A 23,754-nucleotide genomic window follows, 5' to 3' on the forward strand; every position below is an offset into this window, starting at 1 on the left:
CAGAACCGGGGCGCCTTGCCGTGTTGCGCAGCCTTAGGGGTCAGTTTTGCCGCAGACATTGGCCGATGAAGTCGAGGATCTCCTCGCGTCCCGCGCCTCTTTCCGACGAGGAGACGAACATCGGCGGCAGTTCCTCCCATTGTTCGGCGAGTGTGGTCCGAAACCGCTCCACGCTCTTTTCGCGCTGGGTCTTCGAGAGCTTGTCGGCCTTGGTGAAGATGATGCCGAAGGGAATGCCGTTTTCGCCCAGCATCTCGATGAAACGCAGGTCGATCTTCTGGGGTTCGAGTCGGATGTCCACCAGCACGAACAGGAAGTGCATCTTCTCGCACTTGATGACATAGTCGGTGATCAGTTTCGAAAACTCGCTGCGCTGGATTTTCGAGGTGCGGGCATATCCGTATCCGGGCAGATCGACCAGATACCAGGCATCGTTGATGCGGAAGTGGTTGATCAGGCGTGTCTTTCCGGGAGTCCCCGACACCTTGGCCAGCCCGGTGCGGGCGGTGAGCATGTTGATGAGCGACGACTTCCCGACGTTGCTGCGCCCGATGAAGGCGATGTCTTTCAGGTCGTCCTTCGGGACCTGCGAAATGCGCTCGGACGAGCATTTGAATTCGGCTTTGGTGATCTGCATCGGTCTCAGGTTTTGTGCAAAGGTACGAAAAAGCCCGATGGTTGCAAACCCGGATTGCATGCGGGGCCGTAAAATCTTCCGGTTGCCGTCCGGAACAGAATGGCAGCCGCACGGCCCCGCGGTGTTTTGAAGGGCTTTGAGGAGCGCTGAAGACCATCGAGGATCCCCGGACAAACCCCGAAACATTCCGAAGAGCTTTGAGGGGTTGGAAGAGACCCCGAAAGAGATCGATAGAGGCCCCGAAAAAGACCCCGGAAACCTCTTGATGAACCCGAACAAATCCCTGAAAATTCTCGAAAAATTCCCGGCGGGGGCTTTGGTGTCAGCGGTGCCGCGGGTATTTGTTGTTGAACCGGTAGCCTACGCCCAGCATCAGGAAGTTGGGCATGTGGAAATCGCGGAGACTGTAGCCGATGTGGAGGTAGGAGCTGCGCGTTACGGCCACCTTCAGGGTGAGCATCTGGTAGAAGGCCTTCAGGTCGCCTCCCTTGTGCAGAACGTTGGTTCCCAGACCGATTCCGATGTTGAAATAGGGCATCACGAACTCGGCCCGGGCCGAGAGGCCGAGTGCCATCTGCCGGTCGATGCCGGGTTTCTCCACCGTGAGGTCGGCGCTGCCGCCTATCTCTACGATCTGGTCGGAGAAGGTGACGTTGGCGCTGCCGTCGTACACGCCGTCGAGCGACACGCCCGCCCGGAACTTGTAGCCGAAGTTATACATCGTGGCGAAGTTGAATCCCAGAACCGTGTAGGCATCCGGCGCGGCATACTGCCTGCCGTTCACTTCGATGCCTTTGCGCCGCCACGAGCCGAAAAACGTGAGGTCGTAGCTGAAATGGCGCGGGAATGCGGGGCAGATTGCCCGTGGGACCACTTCGTCCGACTTCCTCCCGAAATGGTAGGTCAGGCCCGCGTGCATGCCCCCGGCATTGAGCCCCGCGTTGGGGAATTTGGTGTTGCCGTTGGAGAAGTGTGTGAGGCTCAGACCCGCCGTGAGGTTCACCTCGCGCGTGACGCGCCAGTCGAGGAAGAAATCGGCGTTGAGATAGGCGTTCATCTTCGAGCCCATCATCTTGTTTTCGGCGTTTTTGACGTTGTCATAGGGTTTCCAGCCGAACGAAAGGCCGAAATTCCATTCGTAGTTGAACGACAGCCGCGGGCTGATCCGGGCGATGCGCGCGCCCTGGAACAGGTAGACGGCGATCGGATTGCCGAGTTCGTCGGGGTTGCCGAAGTCGTAGTAGGCGGCTCCGATACCCTGATAGGCGCCGCCGTAAATCCGGTCGGGGATCGATCCGGGACGCAGCTGGAATGAGTAGCGGAGGTGTCCCGAGAGGGAGAGGTCGATGGGTTGTCCGGCGCGGTTGTTGCCGCCGACGAAGGGGTTGGTCGGGAAGATGTATTCGGGTCGGAACTCCGCGCCGAGGCGGTGGATGAAACGACGCCCGGAAGCGGTCGTGTCGCGGGCCGGGACGACCGATCCGTCGGCATGGCGGTGCTCGGGACGGCAGGTCCGGCGTTGCTGTCCGTCCCGGAATCCGGCGCGGTAACCCTCCCGGTAACCTCTTCTGTAAGCGTCGTCCGAGCCCTTACCGCCATCTGTTGCGCCGACCGGGTCCTTGCCGCTATCTGTTGCGCCGTCCGGTTCGTGAGCCGGAGCACAGACGGTCGTTTCGTCCGCACGGAAGGTTTCGGGCTGCGCTCCTCCTGCCCGGGCCTGGGCGGAAAGGAAAAACACGCTTCCCGCGAGAAACGCTGCTTTCCAGATCCGTAGTTTGTAGTCCATGTGAGGCTGAAAATTTCGTTTTGACATCAAAGTTACGAATTTTTCCGCAAAGTGGGCCGCCGCGGAGTCGCCGATCCCCAAAAAAAATCCTCCGCCGGTGAGGCGGAGGATTGTCTGTGCGGAACCTTGCGTGCCCTTCCCCGGGTGCGCTCCGCGATCAATATCCGAGGATGCGCATCATTGCCCGGTAGGACTGCTCCTTGGCGAAGAGACGCGTGTAGTATTCGTTGTCCGACTTGTCGCGGTCGATGATCACATGCTTGGGAGCGGGGATCAGGCAGTGCTGTATGCCGCCGAATCCGCCCAGCGACTCCTGGTAGGCTCCCGTGTGGAAAAATCCGATGTACTGCGTGTTGCCCGCTTCGAGTTTGGGCAGGAAGATGGCGCTGGTGTGGCACTCCGAGTTGTAGAAGTCCTCGCTGTCGCAGGTCAGTCCTCCGAGCAGCACACGCTGGTATTCCTTGTCCCAGTTGTTCACGGCCAGCATGATGTAGCGCTGGTTGATGCCCCACGTGTCGGGCAGGGTCGTGATGAACGACGAGTCGATCATGTACCAGTTTTCGCGGTCGTTCTGCTGCTTCTGGTTGACGATCGAGTAGAGCACCGCGCCGCTTTCGCCCACGGTGAACGAGCCGAATTCGGTGAAGATGTTGGGCTCCTCGACGCCGCTGCGCTGGCAGATGCTCTTGATCTGGGCCACGATCTCCTCGGTGAGGTATTCGTAGTCGTATTCGAAGTTGAGCGAGTTCTTGATCGGGAATCCGCCGCCGATGTTGAGGCTGTCCAGCTCGGGGCAGATGGCCTTCAGCTCGCAGTAGACGTTCATACACTTCGACAGTTCGTTCCAGTAGTAGGCCGTGTCCTTGATGCCGGTGTTGATGAAGAAGTGCAGCATCTTGAGCTGGAATTTCTTGCTGTTGCGGAGTTTCGCCTTGTAGAAATCGACGATGTCGTTGTAGCGTATTCCCAGCCGCGAGGTGTAGAAGTCGAACTTGGGCTCCTCCTCGCAGGCGATGCGGATGCCGACCTTGCACTTCTTGGTGAACGCATCCTCGAAGAGCTCCAACTCCTCCTTGTTGTCCAGCACGGGGATCGTGTTCGCGAAGCCGTCGTTGACCAGCTGGGCGATATTCTCGACGTACTGCGGGCGTTTGAATCCGTTACAGATGATGTATCGGTCCTTGTCGATGATGCCTCCGTCGTAGAGAGCGTTGATGATGTGGATGTCGTAGGCCGACGAGGTTTCCAGATGGATGTCGTTCTTCATGGCCTCCTCCAGCACAAACGAGAAGTGGCTCGACTTGGTGCAGTAGCAATAGTTGTACGAACCCTTGTAGTCGACCTTCGCCATTGCCACGTTGAACATGCGCTTGGCGCGGTTGATCTGCTGGGAGATCTTCGGCAAATAGGTGATTTTGAGCGGAGTTCCGTACTGTTTGATCAGTTCCATCAGCGGAATGTCGTGGAAGTTCAGCTCGTTGTCCTCGACGGAGAACTCATCCTGCGGGAAATCGAACGTCTGTTCGATCAGGTCGATGTACTTGTCTTTCATGACTCGTTCGGTAAGGTTTTTACAATCCGGCTCGGTTACTTTGCAAATTTCGGGCGAAAGTAGCTCGCCCGGATTTTTGAAAAAATCGGGATGCAAAATAGGCGAATATTTTTCGGATAACCAACACTTTGGCCGATTATTTTGAAAAAGCCCTTCGGAATATTGTTTTTTCCGCTGAAAAAGGGTAATTTTGAGCCGGATTTAAAGGAATTTCAATCGTGCTGATTCATACCCTGACACAATATCTGGAGTCGCACAAGCGGCTCGTTGTACCCCAACTCGGAGCGTTCATCGTCAAGGAGCCGGGCCGGAGCATCGTCTTTTCGGAACTGCTCAAGCGCGACGACGGCGTGCTGCGGGGGCTTCTCCGCACCGGGGGGATGGGCGAACTGGAGGCCGCGGGCGAGATCGACCGCTTTGTTTTTGAGATCCGCCACGCCGTGGAACACGGCTCGGAGTACCGCCTGGAGGGCTTCGGGGTGATGAAACCCGGTCCCAATGCGACCATCGCCTTCGTCTACGAGCCGCTCCCCGTGTCGGAATCCCCCGTGTCGGAATCCCCCGCCGGGAAACGGCCGCCGCTGCAACCCGAGAAGGTGGCCGAGGCCGTCAAGACGGCTTTCGCCGAGCCGCACGTGTCGACTTCGGCGAAGATGAATCCCGATCCTTCGGTGCGGGGGCTGCGCTACGGCAAGCCGCCGAAGAATACCGACGCCTACCGCTATGTTGACCGCGCGCCGCGCCGCCGCGTCGACCGGTTCATCTGGATCGCACTGATCGCCGCCCTGCTGGCCGTGGCGGCCATCGCCTTCGGATTCTGGCGCGATGCCCGGGAGCGGCAGGCTGAAAACGAATACATCGAACTCCCCCGGACGGAGGAACTCCCGTCCGCCGTGACCCAACCCGAACAACCCGAATAAATGGCAGAGATCACCACCGTAAAACAACGCTTCGGCATCATTGGCAACTCCCCGCTTCTGGACAGGGCGCTGGAGGTGGCCCTGCGTGTGGCCCCTACCGATTTGACGGTGCTCGTTACGGGCGAGAGCGGTGTGGGCAAGGAGTTTTTCCCGCAGGTTATCCACGCCTATTCGGCGCGTAAGCACAGCAAATATATCGCCGTCAACTGCGCGGCGATTCCCGAGGGTACGATCGACTCCGAACTCTTCGGCCACGAAAAGGGCTCTTTCACCGGTGCTGTGGAGGCCCGCAAGGGCTATTTCGAGGAGGCCGACGGCGGTACGATCTTTCTGGACGAGGTGGCCGAACTGCCGCATCCGACCCAGGCGCGGCTGCTGCGCGTGCTTCAGACGGGCGAATATATCCGCGTCGGTTCGTCGAAGGTGCAGAAGACCAACGTCCGCGTGGTCGCCGCCACGAACATGAACCTCCAGGAGGCCATCGCCCAGGGGCGTTTCCGCGAGGACCTTTACTACCGTCTGGGGACGGTTCCCATCACGGTGCCCTCGCTGCGCGAACGTCCGGAGGACATTTCGCTTCTGTTCCGCAAGTTTGCCGCCGACGTGGCCGTACAGTACCGCATGCCGGCCGTGACGCTCGACGATGCGGCGCGCGAGATGCTGCGGAACTACTACTGGCGGGGCAACATCCGCCAGCTGAAGAACGTCGCCGAGCAGATTTCGGCCATCGAGCAGACGCGGGTGATCACCTCCGAGGTGCTGGCCAAATACCTGCCTCCGCAGGGCGGGGGTGCGCCGATGCACACCGGGCCGATACGCATGGACGACAGCATGTCGACCGAGCGCGAACTGCTCTACAAGGTGCTGTTCGACATGCGCGCCGACATCAATGACCTCAAGCGGATGATCTCCGAACTGATGAAGGGCACGGCGCCGTGCGCGGGTCAGGTCCATGACGTCAAGGCCCTGCTGCCGACCACGGCGCAGAGCAGCTATGTCCCTTCCGTGGCTCCCTACCCGCAGGCTCCGGTCTATGCCGAGAGCGAGGAGGTGACCGACGAGCCGCCGCGCGAGATGACCAAGGCCGACATGCAGCGCGAGCAGATCATCCGCGCACTGCGCCGCAACAACGGCCGTCGCCGCGAGGCCGCCGCTGAACTTTTCATGTCGGAACGCACACTCTACCGCAAGATAAAGGAGTTGGGTATAGAGGAAAATTAGCTTATGAAAATCAGACTTACGATACTGGCCCTTTGTGCCGCACTCGCGACGGGTTGCGGCGTGTCCATCAAGTACTCGCTGTCGGGGGCCTCGATTCCGCCCGATGCCAAGACCTTTTCGGTGGCCTACTTCCCCAACAACGCCACGATGGTGTCGCCGATTCTGAGTTCCACGCTTACCGAGGCGCTGGTCGACATGTTCTCGCGCCGCACGCGTCTGGCGCAGGTCGAGGAGGGCGGCGATTTTGCCTTCGAGGGCGAGATCATCAACTATACCTCGACGACGGCTTCGGTTTCGAGCGACGACTTCGCGCTGCTCAACCGACTGACGATCACCGTCAAGGTGCGCTTCACCAATGCCCTCGACGAGAAGATGTCGTTCAACCGCACCTTCCAGGCCTACGAGGACTACGACTCTACGAAACTGCTGACCGAGGTCGAAGGCGATCTGATCCCCCAGATCGTCGACAAGATCGTGACCGACATTTTCCAGGCTGCGGCCTCCAACTGGTAATTCCGAAGCGCGATGTCCGACCTGAAAACATATTTTGCGATGCCCGGCTGGGCGGAGACCCCTTCCGCGTCCCGCGCCGGGGAACTTGCGGCGCGCTTCCCGTGGTTCTTGCCGGTGCATATCCTGCGTGAGGTGCTTGCGGGCGAATCCGATCCGCGGGTGGCGTTGATGGCCCCGTGGCGGGCCGAGAGTTCGCTGCGCCGGGCTTCGGTCGATGTCGCGGCGCTCACGCGGCTCTCTTCGGAGGAGATCATCGACCGCTTCCTGCAGGAGGAGGATCTGCGCATCGTTGCCGACGAGGGCGAGTCCGAGGAGGAGGTCGTCCTGCGCCCCGAACTGGACGATGACGATGAGGTGGTTAGCGAGGAATTGGCCGAAATCTATCTTGCTCAGGGTCTTCGTGACCGGGCCGTGGCGATTTATCGCAAATTAAGTTTGCTAAATCCCGAAAAAAGTGTTTACTTTGCCGAACTTATTGGCAAAATAGAAAACAATATTAAAATTTAAGACAATATGTTATACACGATTTGCATTGCCCTGATACTCGTTGCGAGCGTACTGGTGATCCTTGCGGTATTGGTGCAGAACCCCAAGAGCGGCATGGCCGCCAACTTCGGCGCGTCGAACCAGGTGATGGGAGTGCGCGAGACCACGAACTTTCTGGAGAAATTCACCTGGTCGATGGCTATTGCCATCGTGGTTTTGAGCCTTGCGGCTACGCTGGCCATGGACCGCGGTCTGGTTGCCGACAGCAATTCGGAGATTTCGAAGGACGCCAAGGCATTGCAAGAGCGTGTCATCGAGTCCGAGGCTGCCGTTACGATGCCTCAGGCCGAGATTCCCGCTGCCGAGCAGCCCGAGCAGCCTGCCGCCGGAGAGGCTCAGGCCGAGTAAGCTCCGCACCCGGGCCGGAATGCCGGGGAGGGGAGAGAGAACGAAGAGAGGGCGAAGAGTTCAGGCCGAGTAAGTTCCGCATCCCGGGCAGGAATATCCGGGGGAGGGTAGGGAGATAGGCTGAAGAACTCGCCGTGTATAAGGTTCGCGTCCCGGGCAGGAATGCCGGGGGAGAGTGAAGAACTCATCGTTATAAGAAGACTGTGGATGCTTTCCGCAGTCTTTTTTTGTCTGGGAAAGGAAGGCCCTTTTGCTGAGCCGATTCTCCGCTGACGGAACGCCCTGCCACCGAAGCCCCCGATGGAGCTCCGTTCCGCCGTAAAGGTCCGGAAGATCTGGTCTGCCATAAAGCCTCGGAAGCCCCGTTCCGCTATCGAAGTTCCCGATGAAGCTCCGTTCCGCCGTAAAGTCCCGGAAGATCCGTTCCTCCGTCAAACCCCCGGGACTGCCTGCCTCCCGAATCGAGAACGAAGCGATGATCCCTGCAGCCTCTTCTGGCCGACTTCGGGACAATCCCGTCCGCCCGTTCTTCCTGTGGCTTTTTGGGGATGGTTTTAATATGCTCCGGGGGCAAGGGTCCTGCCGGCAGAACCAATCAGAGCCGCCAACCAGAGCCGCCAATCAGAGCCGACAACCAGATCCGCCGATCGAAGCAACGAATTAAACCTGCCGATCAGATCCCCAGTCACAGCCGCCGATCAAAGTACCCGATCAGAGCAACGGATCACAGCCCCCAACCACAGCCGCCAATCAGAGCCGCCGATCGAAGCAACGAATTAACCCCGCCAATCAGAGCCCCAGTCACAGCCGCCGGTCAGAGATGCTGCGGGCTGAAAGCCCCGATGGTCTTGATCCGCTCCTCGAAATCGTTGCGCGAGACGAGCGTGTGGCTCTTGATTTTCGACCGGTAGTTGTAGATCGTACTCACGGAGTAACGCAGCAACGCGGCGATTTTCGACGAGTCGTTGATGCCCAGCCGGATCAGCGCGAAGATGCGCTGCTCGGTCGTCAGCAGTTCGCCCTTCTTCGGCTCGCTGTGCGCATCCTTCTCCAGCAGGGAGTTGAAATCCTCGATGAACGTGGGGTAGAGCTGCAGGAACGTCGTGTCGAAGTTGTGGTAAAACTCCTCCAGTTCGCGGCTGTCGCCGTCGGTCGGGGAGTACTCCTTCCGCAGTTCGTCGATGCGGCCGTCGCGCAGCAGGCGGCGGACGTGACGCCGCGAGTCGATGATCTTGTCGATGTACTCCGAGCACATCGTCAGGAAGATGCCGATATACTCCTCCTTCACTTCGTTGGCCTCGGAAATCTGGCTGTTCAGGCCTGCCAGCCGTTTGTTGATGAGCTGCAGGTCCTTGTTCGAGATGTTGAGCCGGTTGTTGGCCTGCTGCAATTCGAGCCGTGCGAGGTTCAGCTTGCGGTTCTGCCGCAGGACGAAAACCACGCCTCCGAGGGCCAGGAGCATGAAGCTGCCGATCGAAAGGATGAAGATGTTGTACATGGTATCCATCCGCTGCCGCCGGACCTGATAGGCCTCTTCGATGACATGCAGCGCCAGAGCATTCTGCCACGGGCGGAGCCGCGAATTGAAGAACCGGGCATCGTCGATCACAACCCGCATGTAGCGCATGGCGCGCTGTATGTTGTCGTCGTCGAGCAGCGTGTTGGCGAGGCTTTTCAGTGCGGCGTTGTTGCGTATGGCCAGCCGGATGTCGGCCATCGCCGAGCGTGCGAACCATAGCTGCGCCAGAGGTGTGTCGCCCATCAGTTCCGCCACGAGGGCACGCATGTAGGAGGCCTCGGCATATTCGCGCGAAAGGGGTGGCAGGGTGTTGCACAGCCGTTCGGAGATCTCCACGGCCTGGGGGTAGTCGCGGGCGCCGATCGCCTGCCGGAGCCGGAAGTTGAGGTGGGTGACCGACTCCGGTTCGGTGTTGTTCACGATCAGCCGGGCGTAGATCTCCGTAAGCCGCCATGATTCGTCTCCCTGTGCCGAGTCGCGGGAGTAGAGCTGGAGTTCGTCGTTGAGTTTGTGGCGGGCGATGTAGTAGTCGACCAGCTGCCGGCGGTCGAGGGTCGTGGTGTCGACCATGTCCAGCATGTTCGCCGCTTCGAGGTAGATGCCCGACGAACTGTAGAGGTGGGCCAGCCGGATACGGCTTTCGTTGAGGTGCCCGGCATCGTTCATGCGCGTCGCCAGGGCGATGTTGCGGTAGAGGTACCCGATGGCCGAATCAGCCTGATAGGGGGTGTATTCGTCGATCAGCTGCTGGTTGAAGATGTAGCGCTGGGCGTTTGAGAAATCCGATTTCCGGAGGATGTTTTTCAGCGACGCGATCCGCTGTTCGCGTCCGGCGATGTAGGAATCCCGGTGCGAAAGGGCGGCGTCGAGCTGCGAAAGCACGCTTTTCAGGTCGTTTTGGGCCGATGCGCCGAGTGTTGTGACGAGCAGCAGTAGGGTTGGCAGAAGGTTTTTCATGTGCGGAGGGTTCACTGTTTGTTCCCGCCGAAACTCGGGAACAGGACAGACGGTTCCACGTCTGAACAGTACAGGTGCAAGGATCGAAACCTTGCACCTGTGTACTCTAATCTATTTTACGGTCACCTCGTCGAGGAAGAACCAGCAGGGGCAGCCTACGCCGTAATGCCATGGAGGGCAGATTTTGACACCCTCGATTTCGACTTTGACATAGCGGGCCTGCACGTTTTTTTCGGCCGTGATGGTTGCCGGAACGAACTTCACGGGTACCGACTGATCCTCGGGGAACTCCACCTGCCCGAACGGGGTCCAGTCCGTGTTGTCGGACGAGACGGAGTAGCGCACCGAGCGGGGCAGCAGAATCCACTGGCCCAATTGGTGCAGGAAGTCGGTCTCGACCGTCGTGAAGGAGACGTCGCGGCCCAGATCGACGACAAAGGCACCGTCCTTGCCCTCCCAGCCGGTCCAGCTCTCGACGAACGAAGCGCCGCCGAACAGACCGTCGGTCAGGGTCTTCTCGCCCGCTGCCCGGTATTTCTCCGCCGGAGCGTCGATCCAGACGATCCGTGCGCCCAGCGCCAGGTTGGAATTGGCTGCAGGAAGATAGCGTTGGCGGTAGAGCCGGCAGTATTCCTGCGGACTGTTGTTGCGCTCGTTGAGCGTTTTCACGTCGAATTCGGTCACATATTTCTCGAACGTGTCCAGCTCATGCACCAGGGCGTCGAGGTCCCTGTCGGCCGTCGTGCGGGCGATTTCGAGGTTGGAGTACATCAGAGGCAGGCGTGCCAGACGTACGCGGCGCAGCAGGACGGAATCGTCCGCCACGGCCTGTTCGGCGCTGTCGAACAGCGCCCCGTAGCGCTTGCGGCAGGCGGCATTGAGCATGCCGTCCTTGTGCGAGACGGGAGAGTCGTAGATCCACAGCCGCTGGCCGCTGGCCAGCAGGGCGCCTTCGAGCAGTTTCTCGTACTGATAAAGATAGGGGGCGGCCGATCCGTAATAGCCGCGCATGAAACGCCTCACGAGTTCGTCGGTGTCCTGCTCCGGGTTCCACATCAGCTTGGCGACCACATAGGTGCGCATCTCCGAGAAATCGCCGCCGTACGATCCGCCTATCTGCGAGAAGTGCATCGTGGCGTGGTTGCGCCGGAAGAGTTCGATGTTGGGCTTCAGGATCGGGAAGTTGGGGAACGGGGCGACCATGTTGTCGAAGTTGATGCCGTAATCCCACACGAAGATATTCTCCGACAGGGCGGCCCAACCCTCCATTGCTTCGATGAATTCGCGGCCCGACTCATTGTCCGTGAGGGGTACTTCGCGGTTGCAGTCGATGTCGCACAGCATGATATTGACGTTGGGCAGCGGCTTCACGTGCTTGGGGGGCTGCATCGTGAAGAGGTAGGCCAGCGTCGAGAACTCCTTGTCGGGGAAGCGTTCCGCCAACTTGTTCATAAAGCGGATGTAGTTGCCCGAGGGGGCGCCCTCATATTCATTGACCTTTTCGCACTCCTCGCAGCGGCAGTAGGTGAAATTGCTGTCGTTCTGGCTGACGGAGATGATCTTCATGCCGGGATTGGCCCGGAAGATCGAATCGATCTTCGCCGCCGCCAGTTCAAAGAGTTCGTCGTTGGTCAGACACCACTGGCTGGCGCGGCCCGGACGGCGTTCGCCGTTGATGAACGAGTAGTATTCGGGATGCTCCGCGCCGTAGGTCGATGCGGGGAGCAGCCGGTTAAAGGTATGCACCCACAGTCCGCCGGCAAAGATGTCGCGCGGCTCCTCAAGACGCAGTGCCAGCCGATATACGGAGTCCTGAGCCATGCCGTAACCCTGGCTCTGACGATAGCGGAACGCCGGGTTTTCGGCGCAATCCATCGCCGGGAGCGTGACGCTCTGATTCCGGTCGAGGTCATAGACCCCGGCGGCGAAGTAGTCCAGCCCCAGGTGCCGCTCCAGCAGCGTCATCACGCCGTAAACCGAACCCTTGTCGCCGCCGCTGCTGATGCGCAGAATCCCGTCCTGCGTGCGCAGGCGGAAGCCGTCCTCGGTAAGTCCCTCGGTGTCCGAAGCCCCGATCAGGATGTCGCCCTTGCGGGGTGCGACCCCATGCAGCAGGGGCAGTGTCGCACCGGTCGATTCGCGGACGAATCGCTGCAGGATCTGTGCGGCCGCAAGATCGGTGGCCGATTGCTGTGCCACGACGATGCGTGCTTCGGGTTTTCCGTTGCGGGTCAGCGGGGTCTGTGCCCCGGCTCCCCAGACGGAGAAAAGCAACAAAAGAGCAAGTAGATGTCGAAATAAGTTCATGATCAGTAGTTGTAAAGTTCAAACGTGAGTTTATGGGCCGTTGGGCCGTTTCTCGTGCAAAATACAAAAAATCTCTGAAATTTCTGCCCAATTGCCGCAAATTACCGCAAATTGCCGTCATGGAATTTGAAAATCGGGGCCTCCGGCGAAAATCGCGACTGCTTGTTTTCCCGCCTGTCCGCCCGTTTTCGCCCGTCCGTTTCTGTCCGTCCGCCCTCCGTCCACTCGTTCCCTCCCCTCGCTTATCCGCCGCCCGTTTCTGTCCGGCCTCCGTCCACTCGTTTTCGCCTGCCGGTTTTCCTCTGTCCATTTTCCGGGACGCTCATCCACCTGCTGCCTGCCCCCCCCTCCCTCGCTTATCCGCCGCCCGTTCTCGCCCGTCCGCCGGCCCGTTTTCCCGACTGGCCGGGCGCTGCGACGGCCGGCGGATTTATTTAAAATATTTTACGATTTGCTGCTTCCGGGGATCCCAGGCGGTTGCGGCCATTCCGATCAATCTACTTTTTTTGGCAAACTGCGAATTGTTAATGTGTTGAATAATATGAAATTGCGATTTTGCCGACGGGTTTTGAGTTTATAATTTTACGTTTAAATTTTTTTCATGTCACAGAGTATGGTTACTTTTAATTAACCGAAAAAAAGGCGGTGAAGGGTTGATTTCTCCAACAACCGCACCTTACCTATTTCTTATTATTAACTTAAAAACCTTAAATTCCTATGGCACATTTTTGCAAGAAACTGCAAGCGAACTGCCGGAGAGGGTGGATGCTGGCTCTGGCGGCGATGCTGACCGTCCTTGCACCGGCGGCTTTCGCCCAGTCGGCACGGACTGTGACGGGAACGGTCACCGACCAGTCGGGACAGCCCGTTATCGGAGCCACGATCATCGAGCAGGGAACGACGAACGGCGTGACGACGGGCGTGGACGGCTCCTATTCCCTCAGACTCCGGGGGGAGGGGACTTCAGCCAGTCTGATGTTCCAGTCGCTCGGGTTCGTATCGCAGACGCTCGCCGTAAACGGCCGCACGAAGATCGACGTGAAACTCGCCGAAGATGCCGTGGCGCTTGACGCCGTGGTGGCGATCGGTTACGGCACGGTCAAGCAGAAGGACCTCACGACGGCCGTTTCGATCGTCAGGACCGACGACCTGACCCGGCGTCCGATCACCTCGGCCTCGGGGGCCCTCCAGGGTAAGGCCGCCGGTGTGCAGGTCATCCAGCCCAACGGTTCGCCCGGACAGGGCATGGTGGTCCGTGTCCGCGGCGCCTCGTCCATCTCGTCGAGCAACGACCCACTCTATGTGGTCGACGGAGTCCCCGTGGGCGAAGGCAACTACGCCATTGCCTACCTCTCGCCCAACGACATCGAGTCGCTGCAGGTGCTGAAAGACGCCTCGTCGGCCGCCATCTACGGTTCGCGCGCCGCCAACGGCGTGGTGCTCATCACCACCAAGCAGGGCACCCGGAAGCGGGGGCCCGAGATTTCGTTCTCGACCTTCGTGGGCATTTCGAAGGTGACCGAGAGCTACGACGTGCTCAACGCCCGGCAGTACCGCGACCTGATGGAGGAGAGCGGCGCCGTGTCGGGGCTTCCGGCCGATCTGACCGACCGTACCGACTGGTTCGACGAAACCTACTCGACGGGCGTCAACCAGAACTACCAGTTCTCGGTCTCCAACGGCGATGAAAACTCGTCCTATTACCTCGGCGGAGGTTACACCCGCGAAAAGGGTATTATCAACACCACCTCTTCGGACCGTTACAACGTGAAGGCCAGCTTCGACAGGAAGATCTTTAAATGGGTTTCGGCCAACGCCTCGACGACCTTCTCGCACTACACCACCAAGGGAACGATCATCTCGGGTCAGGGCGCCAACCGCGCCGGCGTGGTGGTTTCGGCCATCACGACGCCGACCTACGCACCGATCTGGGATCTGGAGAACCCCCAACAGTTCTACAATGATTTTTACGGAGCCAACCTCACCTCGCCGCGCGAGAACATGGCCCGCACGGATTACGACCGGGATGTCACCGACCGTCTGCTGCTCTCGGGCGGGCTGACGTTCTACCTGGCCAAGGGTCTGACCTTCAAGTCGACGGTTTCGATGGACCGCCGCTGGGTCCATTCGTCGACGTTCCTCGATCCGATCCGCACCTCCTACGGACGCACGCAGCACGGCACGGCCTCGGACTCCCGTTCCGACGACATGCGCATGATCTACGACAACATCCTCACCTGGAACAAGTCGTTCGACCGCCACAGCCTCGAAGTGATGGCCGGCACGTCGGCCACGACCTCCGTGTGGGAGTCGCTGGGCGGTTCGCGCTCCTATTTCTCCGCGACCAACAACAACGCCATTCCCAACCTGAACGGCGGTAACAACGGCGGGGTCCGCGGCCAGAGCTACGGCCGATCGGAGTGGTCGATCATGTCCTATCTGGCGCGCGTGTCCTACAATTTCGACAGCCGATACCTCGTGACGGCCAATTTCCGTGCCGACGGTTCCTCGAAGCTGGCCCCCGGCCACCGCTGGGGTTACTTCCCCTCGTTCTCGGCCGCATGGCGCCTTTCGGGCGAGAAGTTCCTGCGCGACGTGTCGTGGATCAACGACCTGAAGTTGCGCGCCGGCTGGGGACAGACCGGTAACCAGGCGGGTCTGGCGGAGTATGGCTGGATGCAGCAGTACCACACCAACTACTACGACTGGACGCAGACCGAGAATGCGCAGGCCGTGCCGACAGTCGGCGGACGCCGTAACATCAAGAACGAGGACCTCAAGTGGGAGACCTCTTCGCAGACCAACGTCGGACTCGATTTCGCCCTGCTGAACAACCGGCTGAGCCTTTCGCTGGACTATTACTACAAGTACACCCGGGACATGCTGATGAGCGTTCCCCTGCCTTCGCCCTATCCCAACATCACGCGCAACGACGGCGAGATGTCGAACCAGGGCTTCGAGATCACCCTTTCGTCGGTCAACATCGCCCGCAAGGACTTCAACTGGTCGACTGACCTGAATTTCTCGCTCAACCGCAACAAGGTCGAGAAGCTCGACCTGAAGCAGGTCTACTACTACGCTCCGACCTCCGACGCGACCAACGACAAGGTGGTGCGCATGACCCCGGGCCGCCCGCTGTCGATGTTCTGGGGCTATGTCTCCAAGGGGGTCGATCCCGAGACGGGCGACCTGATCTACGAAGACTGCAACGGCGACGGCGAGATCACGCCTCTGGACAAGACCTGGATCGGCAACGCCAATCCCAAGTTCACCTTCGGCATGACCAACAACTTCTCGTGGAAGGGTCTCAATCTGAACATTCTGATCACGGGCTCCTACGGCAACGACATCTTCAACGCCTCGCGCATCGAGACCGAGGGCATGGCCTCGGCCAACAACCAGACCACCACGGTGCTGCGTCGCTGGCGCATTCCGGGACAGCGGACCGACGTATTCCGCTCGGGAAACCCGGCCTGGAACGTGAAGAACTCGTCCTACTGGGTCGAGGACGGCTCCTACCTCAAGGTGAAGAACATCACCCTGTCCTACGACATCACCTCGCCCAAGCTCAAGCGCATCAACATCTCGCGCATCCAGCCTTACGTTTCGCTCCAGAACTTCATCACCTGGACCAACTATTCGGGTTACGATCCCGAGGTGAGCCAGTCGGAAAGCGCCACGCAAATGGGCATCGACTGGGGCACCTATCCCAACGTGCGCACGGTCGTCGTGGGTCTGAATCTAACTTTCTAACCGCAGAAAAAAGAACCGATCATGAAAAAGATATTTTTGATTGCCGCGGGTCTCTCGCTGGGGGTTGCCACCACGTCGTGCAGCCTTGAGAAATACCCCGATACGATGTATGCCGAGAACAACACCTCCGGCACGGGCGAAAGCGAGACGGCCATCAACACCCGTGAGCTGCTCGAAGGACAGCTTGCGGCCATGTACAACTACATGAAGGGCGACCTGCAGACCTACTGGTATCAGCTGATCACGCTTGCCGAGGTGCGAGCCGACAATGCCTACGGCGGCAACATGGCCGAGACGAAGGTCGTCAGCGTCGAGTCGAACCACATCGACAGCGACAACGAATTCGCCTCGAACCTGTGGAACTACTCGATGAACGCCGTGGACTATGCCAACCAGATCATCTGCAACATCGATCTGGTGAAGGAGAACGATCCGTCGCTGACCGAAAAGGAGTACCGGGAGTGGCTTTCCGAAGCGCTCTGCTGGCGCGCCTATATCTGGATGAACATGATGCAGCTTTTCGGAGAAATCCCGATGCTGACCGAGATTCCGCCCGCCATCAACGCCGAGAATGTCGAGGAGGTCTATCCGCTCTATTTCCCGGCCCGCGTGTCGCAGCAGACCGTCGGCGAGCAGATCGTCAAGGACATCGAGGGCTATGCCTGCAAATACGCCCCCGACATGGACGCTTCGAACAAGTTCCGCATCACCAAGGGCTTCGCCTACGGTCTGATGGCCCGTTTCTACTCCATGCGCGAGTTCCGCGACTGGTCGAAGGTCGTCTCGGCCTGCGAAGCGGTCGAAGGCATGGGCTACAGCCTTTGCCCCGGCTACAGCGACCTGTGGCGATACACCACGGGCGATGCGGGCACGGCGGCGAAGAACACCGGCGAGTCGATTTTCGAGGTACAGTGGCCCAGCCAGACGTCGGGTTCATGGCTGTGGATGATGTTCCACCGCAACGCCTATGTTCCGGGCGACAGTTTCTCGTGGGCCAAGTGGTGCACGCCGTCGCGCAACCTGACGAAGGCCTACGATGCCGAGGGTGACACCGAGCGCAAGAATGCGACGGTCGTCTACGACGAATGCGGCTGGTCGTTCCACTATCCGAGCGACGAATATGCTTTCATGCACAAGTTCCCGACCAACGTGACGCCGGTCTACCTGATGCGTCTGGCCGAGATCCGGCTCCTGCATGCCGAAGCGCTGGCCAACATGGGCGATCCGGGCGGTGCGGCCGACATCGTGGATGAGATCCGCCGCCGCGCCAAGATTGGCCCGCTGACCCGCGAGCAGCGCGCTTCGGACGAGCTGATGCGTGCTGCCGTGCTCCACGAACGGCGCCTGGAGCTGGCCATGGAGGGCTTCCGCTGGTTCGACCTGATGCGCTATGGCGACGATTGTTCGACCCTGTTCGAAATCTGCGACGGCGTCAATCTCAAGGGTTCGGACTCCTACGATTCCTACTTCCAGCCCCGCCGTGCGATGAACGAAAACCGCGTGCTGATGCCGGTGCCGACCTCGGTGCTGGAGGACAACACCAATATCGAACAAAACCTGGGCTATTAATCTTAAACTTGCAATTCCGTCATGAAAATCACGATCAATAACAACCTTCACCTGCTGATCTGTCCCTTGCTGCTCGCCGGAGCGGTCTGCTGTTCGAGCGGGAACAACGGCGACACGCCGACGCCCGGCCCCGGGCCGACTCCTCCGCCCGTGACGGGCGATGTCCGCGCCTATGTCACCTCGGCCGACGGCAGCCGGCTCTTCGCCGAGGAGGGACTCGGCTACTCGAAGGTCTCGCTGTCGCCCTACCGGGTTACGATCGATCCCTCGACGACCTACCAGATAGTCGACGGTTTCGGTCCGGCCATCACCGGCTCCACGTGCTACAACCTGCTGAAAATGACGAAGGACGACCGCACGGCGATCCTCCGGAAGTGCTTCGATCCCGAGACCGGAGCCGGTTTCAGCTTTATCCGCGTGCACATCGGCGGCTCCGACTTCTCGATGGGCGAATACACCTGCTGCGACCGGAAGGGTATCGAGTTCTTCGCCATTCCCGACGTCGAGAAGCAGGGCATCTTTCCCGTCCTGAAGGAGATTCTGGCCATCAATCCCGACATCAAGATCCTGGGTTCGCCCTGGTCGTGCCCCAAATGGATGAAGGGCTCGGTCCTCAATCCCTCGCGGCCCCATGACTCGTGGACCGGGGGGCGTCTGAATCCCGCCTATTACGACGATTACGCCGAGTATTTCGTGCAGTGGGTGAGCGAAATGGAGGAGAACGGATTCCCGATCTACGCCATCACGATGCAGAACGAGCCGCTGAACAGGGGCAATTCGATGTCGCTCTACATGCCGTGGGAGGACCAGCTGGCCTTCGTCAAGAAGCTCGGCCCGGCGTTCAAGGCCGCGGGTATCGGGACCCGGATCCTCTGCTACGACCACAACTACAACTACGATGACATCGCCGGCCAGCAGGACTACCCGCTCAACATCTATGCCGATGCCGAAGCGGCGCAGTGGATTGACGGTTCGGCCTGGCACAACTACGGGGGCAGCGTGAGAGAACTGGACCACATCCGCGCCTCGGCTCCCGACAAGACGATCTACTTCACCGAGGCTTCGATCGGCTCGTGGAACTACAATTTCGCGAGTTGTGTGATCGACGACTTCGAGTCGATCTTCCTGGGCACGTTGAGCCGCTACGGCAAAGGGGTCCTGCTGTGGAACCTGATGCTCGACGACAAGGGCGCCCCGAACCGTCCCGGAGGCTGTACGACCTGCTACGGGGCCATCGAGATCAGCTCATCGGACTACAGGACGCTCAAGTACAACAGCCACTATTACAACCTGGCCCAGTGTTCCAAAGTCATCCGTCCGGGGGCCGTGCGCATCGGGGCGTCGGGCTATACGGCATCGGGGCTGACCTACCTGGCCTTCCGGAATCCCGACGGCTCGAAAGCCTTCGTGGCACTGAACCGAAGTGCCGACGAGCGGACCGTCGCCGTGTATGAAAGTGCCGACCGTTCGTTCAAATACACCATCCCGGCCAAGTCGATCGCCTCGTTCCGCTGGGGCGCCGGGGCTGAAAACTAACCTTTAAAATTCGCAGAACATGAAAACGCTGAAATACATCGCACTGTCGCTGCTCGTCGCGGCCTCGACGACGGCGTGCAAGGACGATCCCGAACTGCTCACCACCGACGTCGGTCCCGAGATGACCCTCGTTTCGGTCGATGCGTCGGGCGTCTACGGCGGCAAGGTCAACTTCGAGGTGGCGATGGCCGACCGCTATGCGCTCTCGACGCTCAAGGCGCAGGTGTTCTTCGACGACGAGATCGTCGCCGAGGAGGTGATCCGCACCAAAAGCGCAGGCACCTATGCCGGAACGGTGACGCTTCCCTTCTACAGGAACATTCCCGACGGCGAGGCCACGTTGCGTTTCGTGGGTCAGAACGTGCGCTTCGGAACGACGATCGTCGACCGTCCGCTCGCCGTGTCGCGTCCCAAGCCCGCCTACCTGACGTTTTTCCTCGACGGCAAGGAGTACCGCATGGAGCCTGCGGGCGACGACTTCGAATACGCCGTGACGGACAAGTTCCCGCAGAAGCCGCAGGGCTATATCGCGACACCTGAGCTCGACGCTGCGGGTTCGGTCGTGACCTTCGGCTACGACTCCGGGACCGGCAGCATCGTCTCCGATTCCACCGAGCCCATCCCCTTTGCCCATTCGAATGCCGGGGAGTTCACCGTCAGCTTCAACCTGCTGACCTTCGAGGGATCGCCTTTCGTCAAACTGCTCTTCGGAGAGACGGAGATGACGATGGTCGACAACGACAATTACAGCCTGGTCACCACGCTGACCAAGGGCCGGACCTATACGCTGACGGGCATTGCCGACTTCGCCGACTGGGATGTGGACCGCGACTTCTTCGCCCGCGGCGATGCTTCCGATCCCGGGACGCTGACCTTCCTGCCGATGACGGGCATGTACAGGGTGACGGCCAATTTCAGACACCGCTACCTGCGTATCGAGGCCATGAAGTCGGCCACGGAGCTTGCCACGCTCAATGACGACGGTTCGGGGGCCATCTGGGCCATCGGCGGCATGGAGGTCGGCAAGCCGACGCTGAAAAACGCCGCCAGCTGGAACCCCGAGGAGGGAGGCATGTGCCTGGCGCGCGTTGCCGACAGGAAGTACCAGCTGACGCTCGTTGCGGGCATCTCGATCAATGCCACTTCGTTCGACTTCAAGTTCTTCCACCAGAAAACCTGGGGCGGAGAATTCGGCGGCAAGGACATCCGGACCGATAGCGACATCGTGGCGATCAACGATTCGGGCAACCTGGGCCTGGTGAAGGGCAAGACGCTCGATCAGGGCGGCATCTACCGCTTTACGGTGGATATCACGGGCGGCAAAAAGGCTGCCGTGCTGACCGTCGAGAAGGTGGGCGAGCAGCCGCTTCCGCCGGCCGACATCACCGTCAACGGCACACCGATGACCCGGCTCGATCTGGACAACTACTGGCTGGACCTCGACCTGACGCAGGGCCAGACGCTGACGCTGGGCGGCGCCGATGCCTTCACTCCGGCGTGGATCAACCCCGACTTCTTCGAGGTAGCCTCCGCGACGAGTGTCAAACTGGTTCCCGTCACGGGCAAATACCGCGTCACGGTCAACCTTTCGACCCGGGTGATCGACGCCCTGGTGCTCAACGCAGACGGCTCGGACATTGCCACGCTGGGCGACGACGGCCACGGTGCGGTCTATTTCATCGGCTACGGCATCGGTTCGCCCGCGGCGGCCAACGAGCCCGGCTGGTCTCCCGAACGGGGCATCTGCGTGCCCGAGTCCGCCCCGGGCATCTACACGATGACGGCCCAGGCGGGGCGGGAGGGCAGCGCGACCCTCGGGCAGCGTTTCCGCGTGAGCGGCTGGAGCGGCAAGTTCTTCCGGAGCCGTTCCTGGGGCGATTTGGGCCGCTTCACGCTGGCTCCGGGTACTGAGTCGTTCTTCTCGATCGCCAAGGACGGCAACATCGAGATGGCTTCGGGAATCACCCTCGAGGAGGGCGCGACCTACCGGCTGACGCTCGACCTGACGGCGGGAAAAGACAAACCCGTTTTGTCCATGATCAGGAAATAAATGTTAAATTCGCATCCGGAGTGCGCAGCCTCGCGACTGTGCACTCCGTTTGTAAATGACTACCAATCCATTCCAAAGATGAAAAATCAAATTCTGTTGAAGAGTCTCGCCGGGCTGTGCGTCCTAGCGGCGGTTGGCTGCGGCGGCGGGCCGGGGATGCAGAGCGGCGTTGCCGTCTATCTCGACGAGTCGCAGCCGATCGAAAAGCGGGTCGAAGACGCACTTTCGCGCATGACACTCGAAGAGAAGGTCGCCATCCTGCACGCGCAGTCGAAATTCTCGTCGGCGGGCGTTCCGCGCCTGGGCATTCCCGAGGTGTGGTGCACCGACGGCCCCCACGGCATCCGTCCCGAGGTCCTGTGGGACGAATGGGATCAGGCCGGCTGGACGAGCGATTCCTGCACGGCTTTCCCGGCGCTGACGAGCCTTGCCGCGACGTGGAATCCCGAGATGTCGGCGCTCTATGGCAAATCCATCGGCGAGGAGGCGCGCTACCGCGAGAAGGACATCCTGCTGGGCCCGGGCGTGAACATCTACCGCACGCCGCTCAACGGCCGCAATTTCGAGTACATGGGCGAGGATCCCTACCTCTCCGCACGTATGGTCGTTCCCTACGTCGAGGAGGTGCAGAAGAACGGCGTTGCCGCCTGTGTCAAACATTTCGCACTCAATAACCAGGAGGTCTACCGCCACGGCATCGACGTCGAGGTCGACGACCGTGCGCTGAACGAGATCTACCTCCCGGCGTTCCGTGCCGCGGTGCAGGAGGGCGGAGCTTGGGCCATCATGGGGGCCTACAATAAATACAGGGGCGAGCATTGCTGCCACAACCGCTACCTGCTGAACGACATTCTCAAACGCGACTGGGGCTTCGACGGCGTGGTCGTCTCCGACTGGGGCGGCACGCACGACACGAAGCAGGCTGTCGCCAACGGTCTCGACATGGAGTTCGGCTCGTGGACCGACGGCCTGAGCTGGGGAGCCAGCAACGCCTACGACAACTACTACCTCGCTGCTCCCTACCTCGATCTGCTCCGCCGGGGCGAGGCTTCCACGGACACGCTCGACGACAAGGCGCGCCGGGTGCTGCGGCTGATTTTCCGCACGGCGATGAACACCCGCAAACCGTTCGGGTCGCTCAATTCGCCCGAGCATCTGGCCGCTGCGCGGCGCATTGCCGGCGAGGGCATGGTGCTGCTCAAAAACGAGGGTGGGGTACTGCCCATCGACCTCGGGCGCGTGAAGACCGTCGCCGTCGTGGGTGAGAATGCGATCAAGATGATGACCGTGGGCGGCGGCTCCTCGTCGCTCAAGGTGCGGCACGAATGTACGCCGCTCGAGGGCCTTCGCACGGCCGCATCGGGCAAAGCCGAGGTGATCTACGAACGGGGCTATGTCGGCGACGTGACGGGTAACTACAACGGAGTGAAAACCGGGCAGGATTTGGCCGAGAGCCGCTCCGAGGCGCAGCTGATTGCCGACGCCGTGGCTGCGGCCCGCAAGGCCGACGCGGTGATCTTCGTCGGGGGTCTGAACAAGAGCGACCACCAGGACTGCGAAGGCAACGACCGCCTGCACTACGGCCTGCCGTATGCGCAGGACAAGGTGATCGGGGCGCTGGCCGAAGCCAACCCCAATCTGGCGGTGGTGCTCGTCTCGGGCAATGCCGTGGCGATGCCGTGGATCGACCGCGTTCCGGCGGTGCTGGAGGCGTGGTTTGCAGGCTCCGAGGCGGGCAATGCGCTTGCCGACGTGGTGTTCGGCGCGGTGAATCCTTCGGGCAAACTGCCCTTCACGTTCCCCGTGCGCCTGGAGGACAACAGCGCGCATGCGTTGGGCGAATACCCGGGCACGGACAAGGTGCGCTATAACGAGAGCATCTTCGTGGGTTACCGCTGGCACGACAAGGAGCATCTCAAGCCGCTGTTCGCCTTCGGCCACGGGTTGAGCTATACGACCTTCGCGGTCGGCAACATTCGGGCCGACCGCACGTCGCTCGCCTCGGACGGACGGATCCGTATTTCGGCCGATGTGACCAACACGGGCGACCGTGCGGGTGCCGAGATCGTGCAGCTGTACATCGGCGACGAGCAGTCGTCGCTGCCGCGTCCCGTGAAGGAGCTGAAGGGGTTCCGGAAGATAGCCCTGGAGCCCGGGCAGATGCAGACCGTCATGTTCGAAATCACCCCCGAGATGCTGCAGTACTACGACGACAGACAGGGGGCCTGGGTTGCCGAGCCGGGCATGTTCACGGCCAATGTAGGCGTTGCGTCGGACGATATTCGCGGCACGGTGGCCTTCGAGTTGAAATGATTCTTCCACAGCCGAAAACAAACAGTCCGCAACCTGTCAGGGTTGCGGACTGTTTGTTTGTCTGTCTGTCGGATCGGAATGCGTCCGGGCCGCTCCGATGGTTTTCCGATGGGGTTCCGGAGGTTTTTCGGAGGTTTTTCGGAGGTTTTTCGGAGGTTTTTCGGAGGTTTTCCGGAGGTTTTCCGGAGGTTTTCCGGAGGTTTTCCGGAGGTTTTCCGGAGGTTTTC

General features: G+C 60.4%; 15 protein-coding genes. 10 read left to right on the plus strand and 5 right to left on the minus strand.

Annotated features, from left to right (window positions below; translation table 11 throughout):
* Window positions 1-40 precede the first annotated feature (40 nt).
* The 3 genes from yihA to QZ460_RS08790 all read right to left on the minus strand — a co-directional run bounded on the left by yihA (window position 41) and on the right by QZ460_RS08790 (window position 3,975).
* Entirely contained in the window at window positions 41-637 is a 597-nt protein-coding gene (gene yihA, locus QZ460_RS08780; RefSeq protein ID WP_290541200.1) for a ribosome biogenesis GTP-binding protein YihA/YsxC, read from the minus strand.
* Between the two features lie 322 nt (window positions 638-959).
* A complete protein-coding gene (locus tag QZ460_RS08785) occupies window positions 960-2,423 on the minus strand; it encodes an acyloxyacyl hydrolase (protein WP_290541201.1) in 1,464 nt (487 codons plus the stop codon).
* 157 nt (window positions 2,424-2,580) lie between these two features.
* Window positions 2,581-3,975: an arginine decarboxylase gene (locus QZ460_RS08790; protein WP_290541202.1), complete on the minus strand. Its 1,395-nt coding sequence runs from the start codon at window positions 3,973-3,975 to the stop codon at window positions 2,581-2,583.
* 218 nt (window positions 3,976-4,193) lie between these two features.
* On the opposite strand from QZ460_RS08790, the gene QZ460_RS08795 reads away from it, so the two are divergent.
* Genes QZ460_RS08795 through secG form a run of 5 tightly spaced genes read left to right on the plus strand, consistent with a single transcriptional unit; the run spans window position 4,194 to window position 7,523 of the window.
* Window positions 4,194-4,895 (plus strand): hypothetical protein, encoded by a 702-nt coding sequence (locus QZ460_RS08795; RefSeq protein WP_290541203.1) that lies wholly within the window; start codon window positions 4,194-4,196, stop codon window positions 4,893-4,895.
* Entirely contained in the window at window positions 4,896-6,116 is a 1,221-nt protein-coding gene (locus QZ460_RS08800) for a sigma-54 dependent transcriptional regulator (RefSeq protein WP_290541204.1), read from the plus strand. It abuts the gene before it with no gap.
* Between the two features lie 3 nt (window positions 6,117-6,119).
* Window positions 6,120-6,629 carry an LptE family protein gene (locus QZ460_RS08805; protein ID WP_290541205.1) on the plus strand — a complete coding sequence of 170 codons (510 nt, stop codon included), beginning with the start codon at window positions 6,120-6,122 and terminating at the stop codon, window positions 6,627-6,629.
* 12 nt (window positions 6,630-6,641) lie between these two features.
* Window positions 6,642-7,136, plus strand: coding sequence for a hypothetical protein (locus tag QZ460_RS08810; protein WP_290541206.1), 495 nt, complete (start codon window positions 6,642-6,644; stop codon window positions 7,134-7,136).
* 6 nt (window positions 7,137-7,142) lie between these two features.
* On the plus strand, window positions 7,143-7,523 hold the full coding sequence (gene secG, locus QZ460_RS08815; RefSeq protein ID WP_290541207.1) for a preprotein translocase subunit SecG: 381 nt from the start codon (window positions 7,143-7,145) through the stop codon (window positions 7,521-7,523).
* 814 nt (window positions 7,524-8,337) lie between these two features.
* Here secG and QZ460_RS08820 read toward each other — a convergent pair.
* Together QZ460_RS08820 and QZ460_RS08825 are read right to left on the minus strand one after the other, a co-directional pair.
* Window positions 8,338-9,999, minus strand: a complete 1,662-nt coding sequence (locus QZ460_RS08820) for a DUF6377 domain-containing protein (protein ID WP_290541208.1) — start codon at window positions 9,997-9,999, stop codon at window positions 8,338-8,340.
* A gap of 111 nt (window positions 10,000-10,110) precedes the next feature.
* Window positions 10,111-12,306 carry a DUF4838 domain-containing protein gene (locus QZ460_RS08825; RefSeq protein ID WP_290541209.1) on the minus strand — a complete coding sequence of 732 codons (2,196 nt, stop codon included), beginning with the start codon at window positions 12,304-12,306 and terminating at the stop codon, window positions 10,111-10,113.
* Window positions 12,307-13,071: 765 nt separating this feature from the next.
* Between QZ460_RS08825 and QZ460_RS08830 the strand changes: the two genes are divergently transcribed.
* The 5 genes from QZ460_RS08830 to QZ460_RS08850 all read left to right on the plus strand — a co-directional run bounded on the left by QZ460_RS08830 (window position 13,072) and on the right by QZ460_RS08850 (window position 23,527).
* Window positions 13,072-16,059 (plus strand): TonB-dependent receptor, encoded by a 2,988-nt coding sequence (locus tag QZ460_RS08830; protein ID WP_290541216.1) that lies wholly within the window; start codon window positions 13,072-13,074, stop codon window positions 16,057-16,059.
* 21 nt (window positions 16,060-16,080) lie between these two features.
* Complete coding sequence (locus QZ460_RS08835) at window positions 16,081-17,628, plus strand: RagB/SusD family nutrient uptake outer membrane protein (RefSeq protein ID WP_290541210.1); 1,548 nt, start codon at window positions 16,081-16,083, stop codon at window positions 17,626-17,628.
* 21 nt (window positions 17,629-17,649) lie between these two features.
* A complete protein-coding gene (locus tag QZ460_RS08840; RefSeq protein ID WP_290541211.1) occupies window positions 17,650-19,164 on the plus strand; it encodes a glycoside hydrolase family 30 beta sandwich domain-containing protein in 1,515 nt (504 codons plus the stop codon).
* Window positions 19,165-19,183: 19 nt separating this feature from the next.
* The gene (locus tag QZ460_RS08845; protein ID WP_290541212.1) at window positions 19,184-21,214 is read left to right on the plus strand and encodes a DUF5125 domain-containing protein; all 2,031 of its coding nucleotides are present in this window, start codon (window positions 19,184-19,186) and stop codon (window positions 21,212-21,214) included.
* A gap of 78 nt (window positions 21,215-21,292) precedes the next feature.
* The gene (locus QZ460_RS08850; protein WP_290541213.1) at window positions 21,293-23,527 is read left to right on the plus strand and encodes a glycoside hydrolase family 3 C-terminal domain-containing protein; all 2,235 of its coding nucleotides are present in this window, start codon (window positions 21,293-21,295) and stop codon (window positions 23,525-23,527) included.
* The last annotated feature ends 227 nt before the right edge of the window (window positions 23,528-23,754 follow it).

The organism is Alistipes sp. (assembly GCF_020026455.1).
Taxonomy (GTDB): Bacteria; Bacteroidota; Bacteroidia; order Bacteroidales; family Rikenellaceae; genus Alistipes.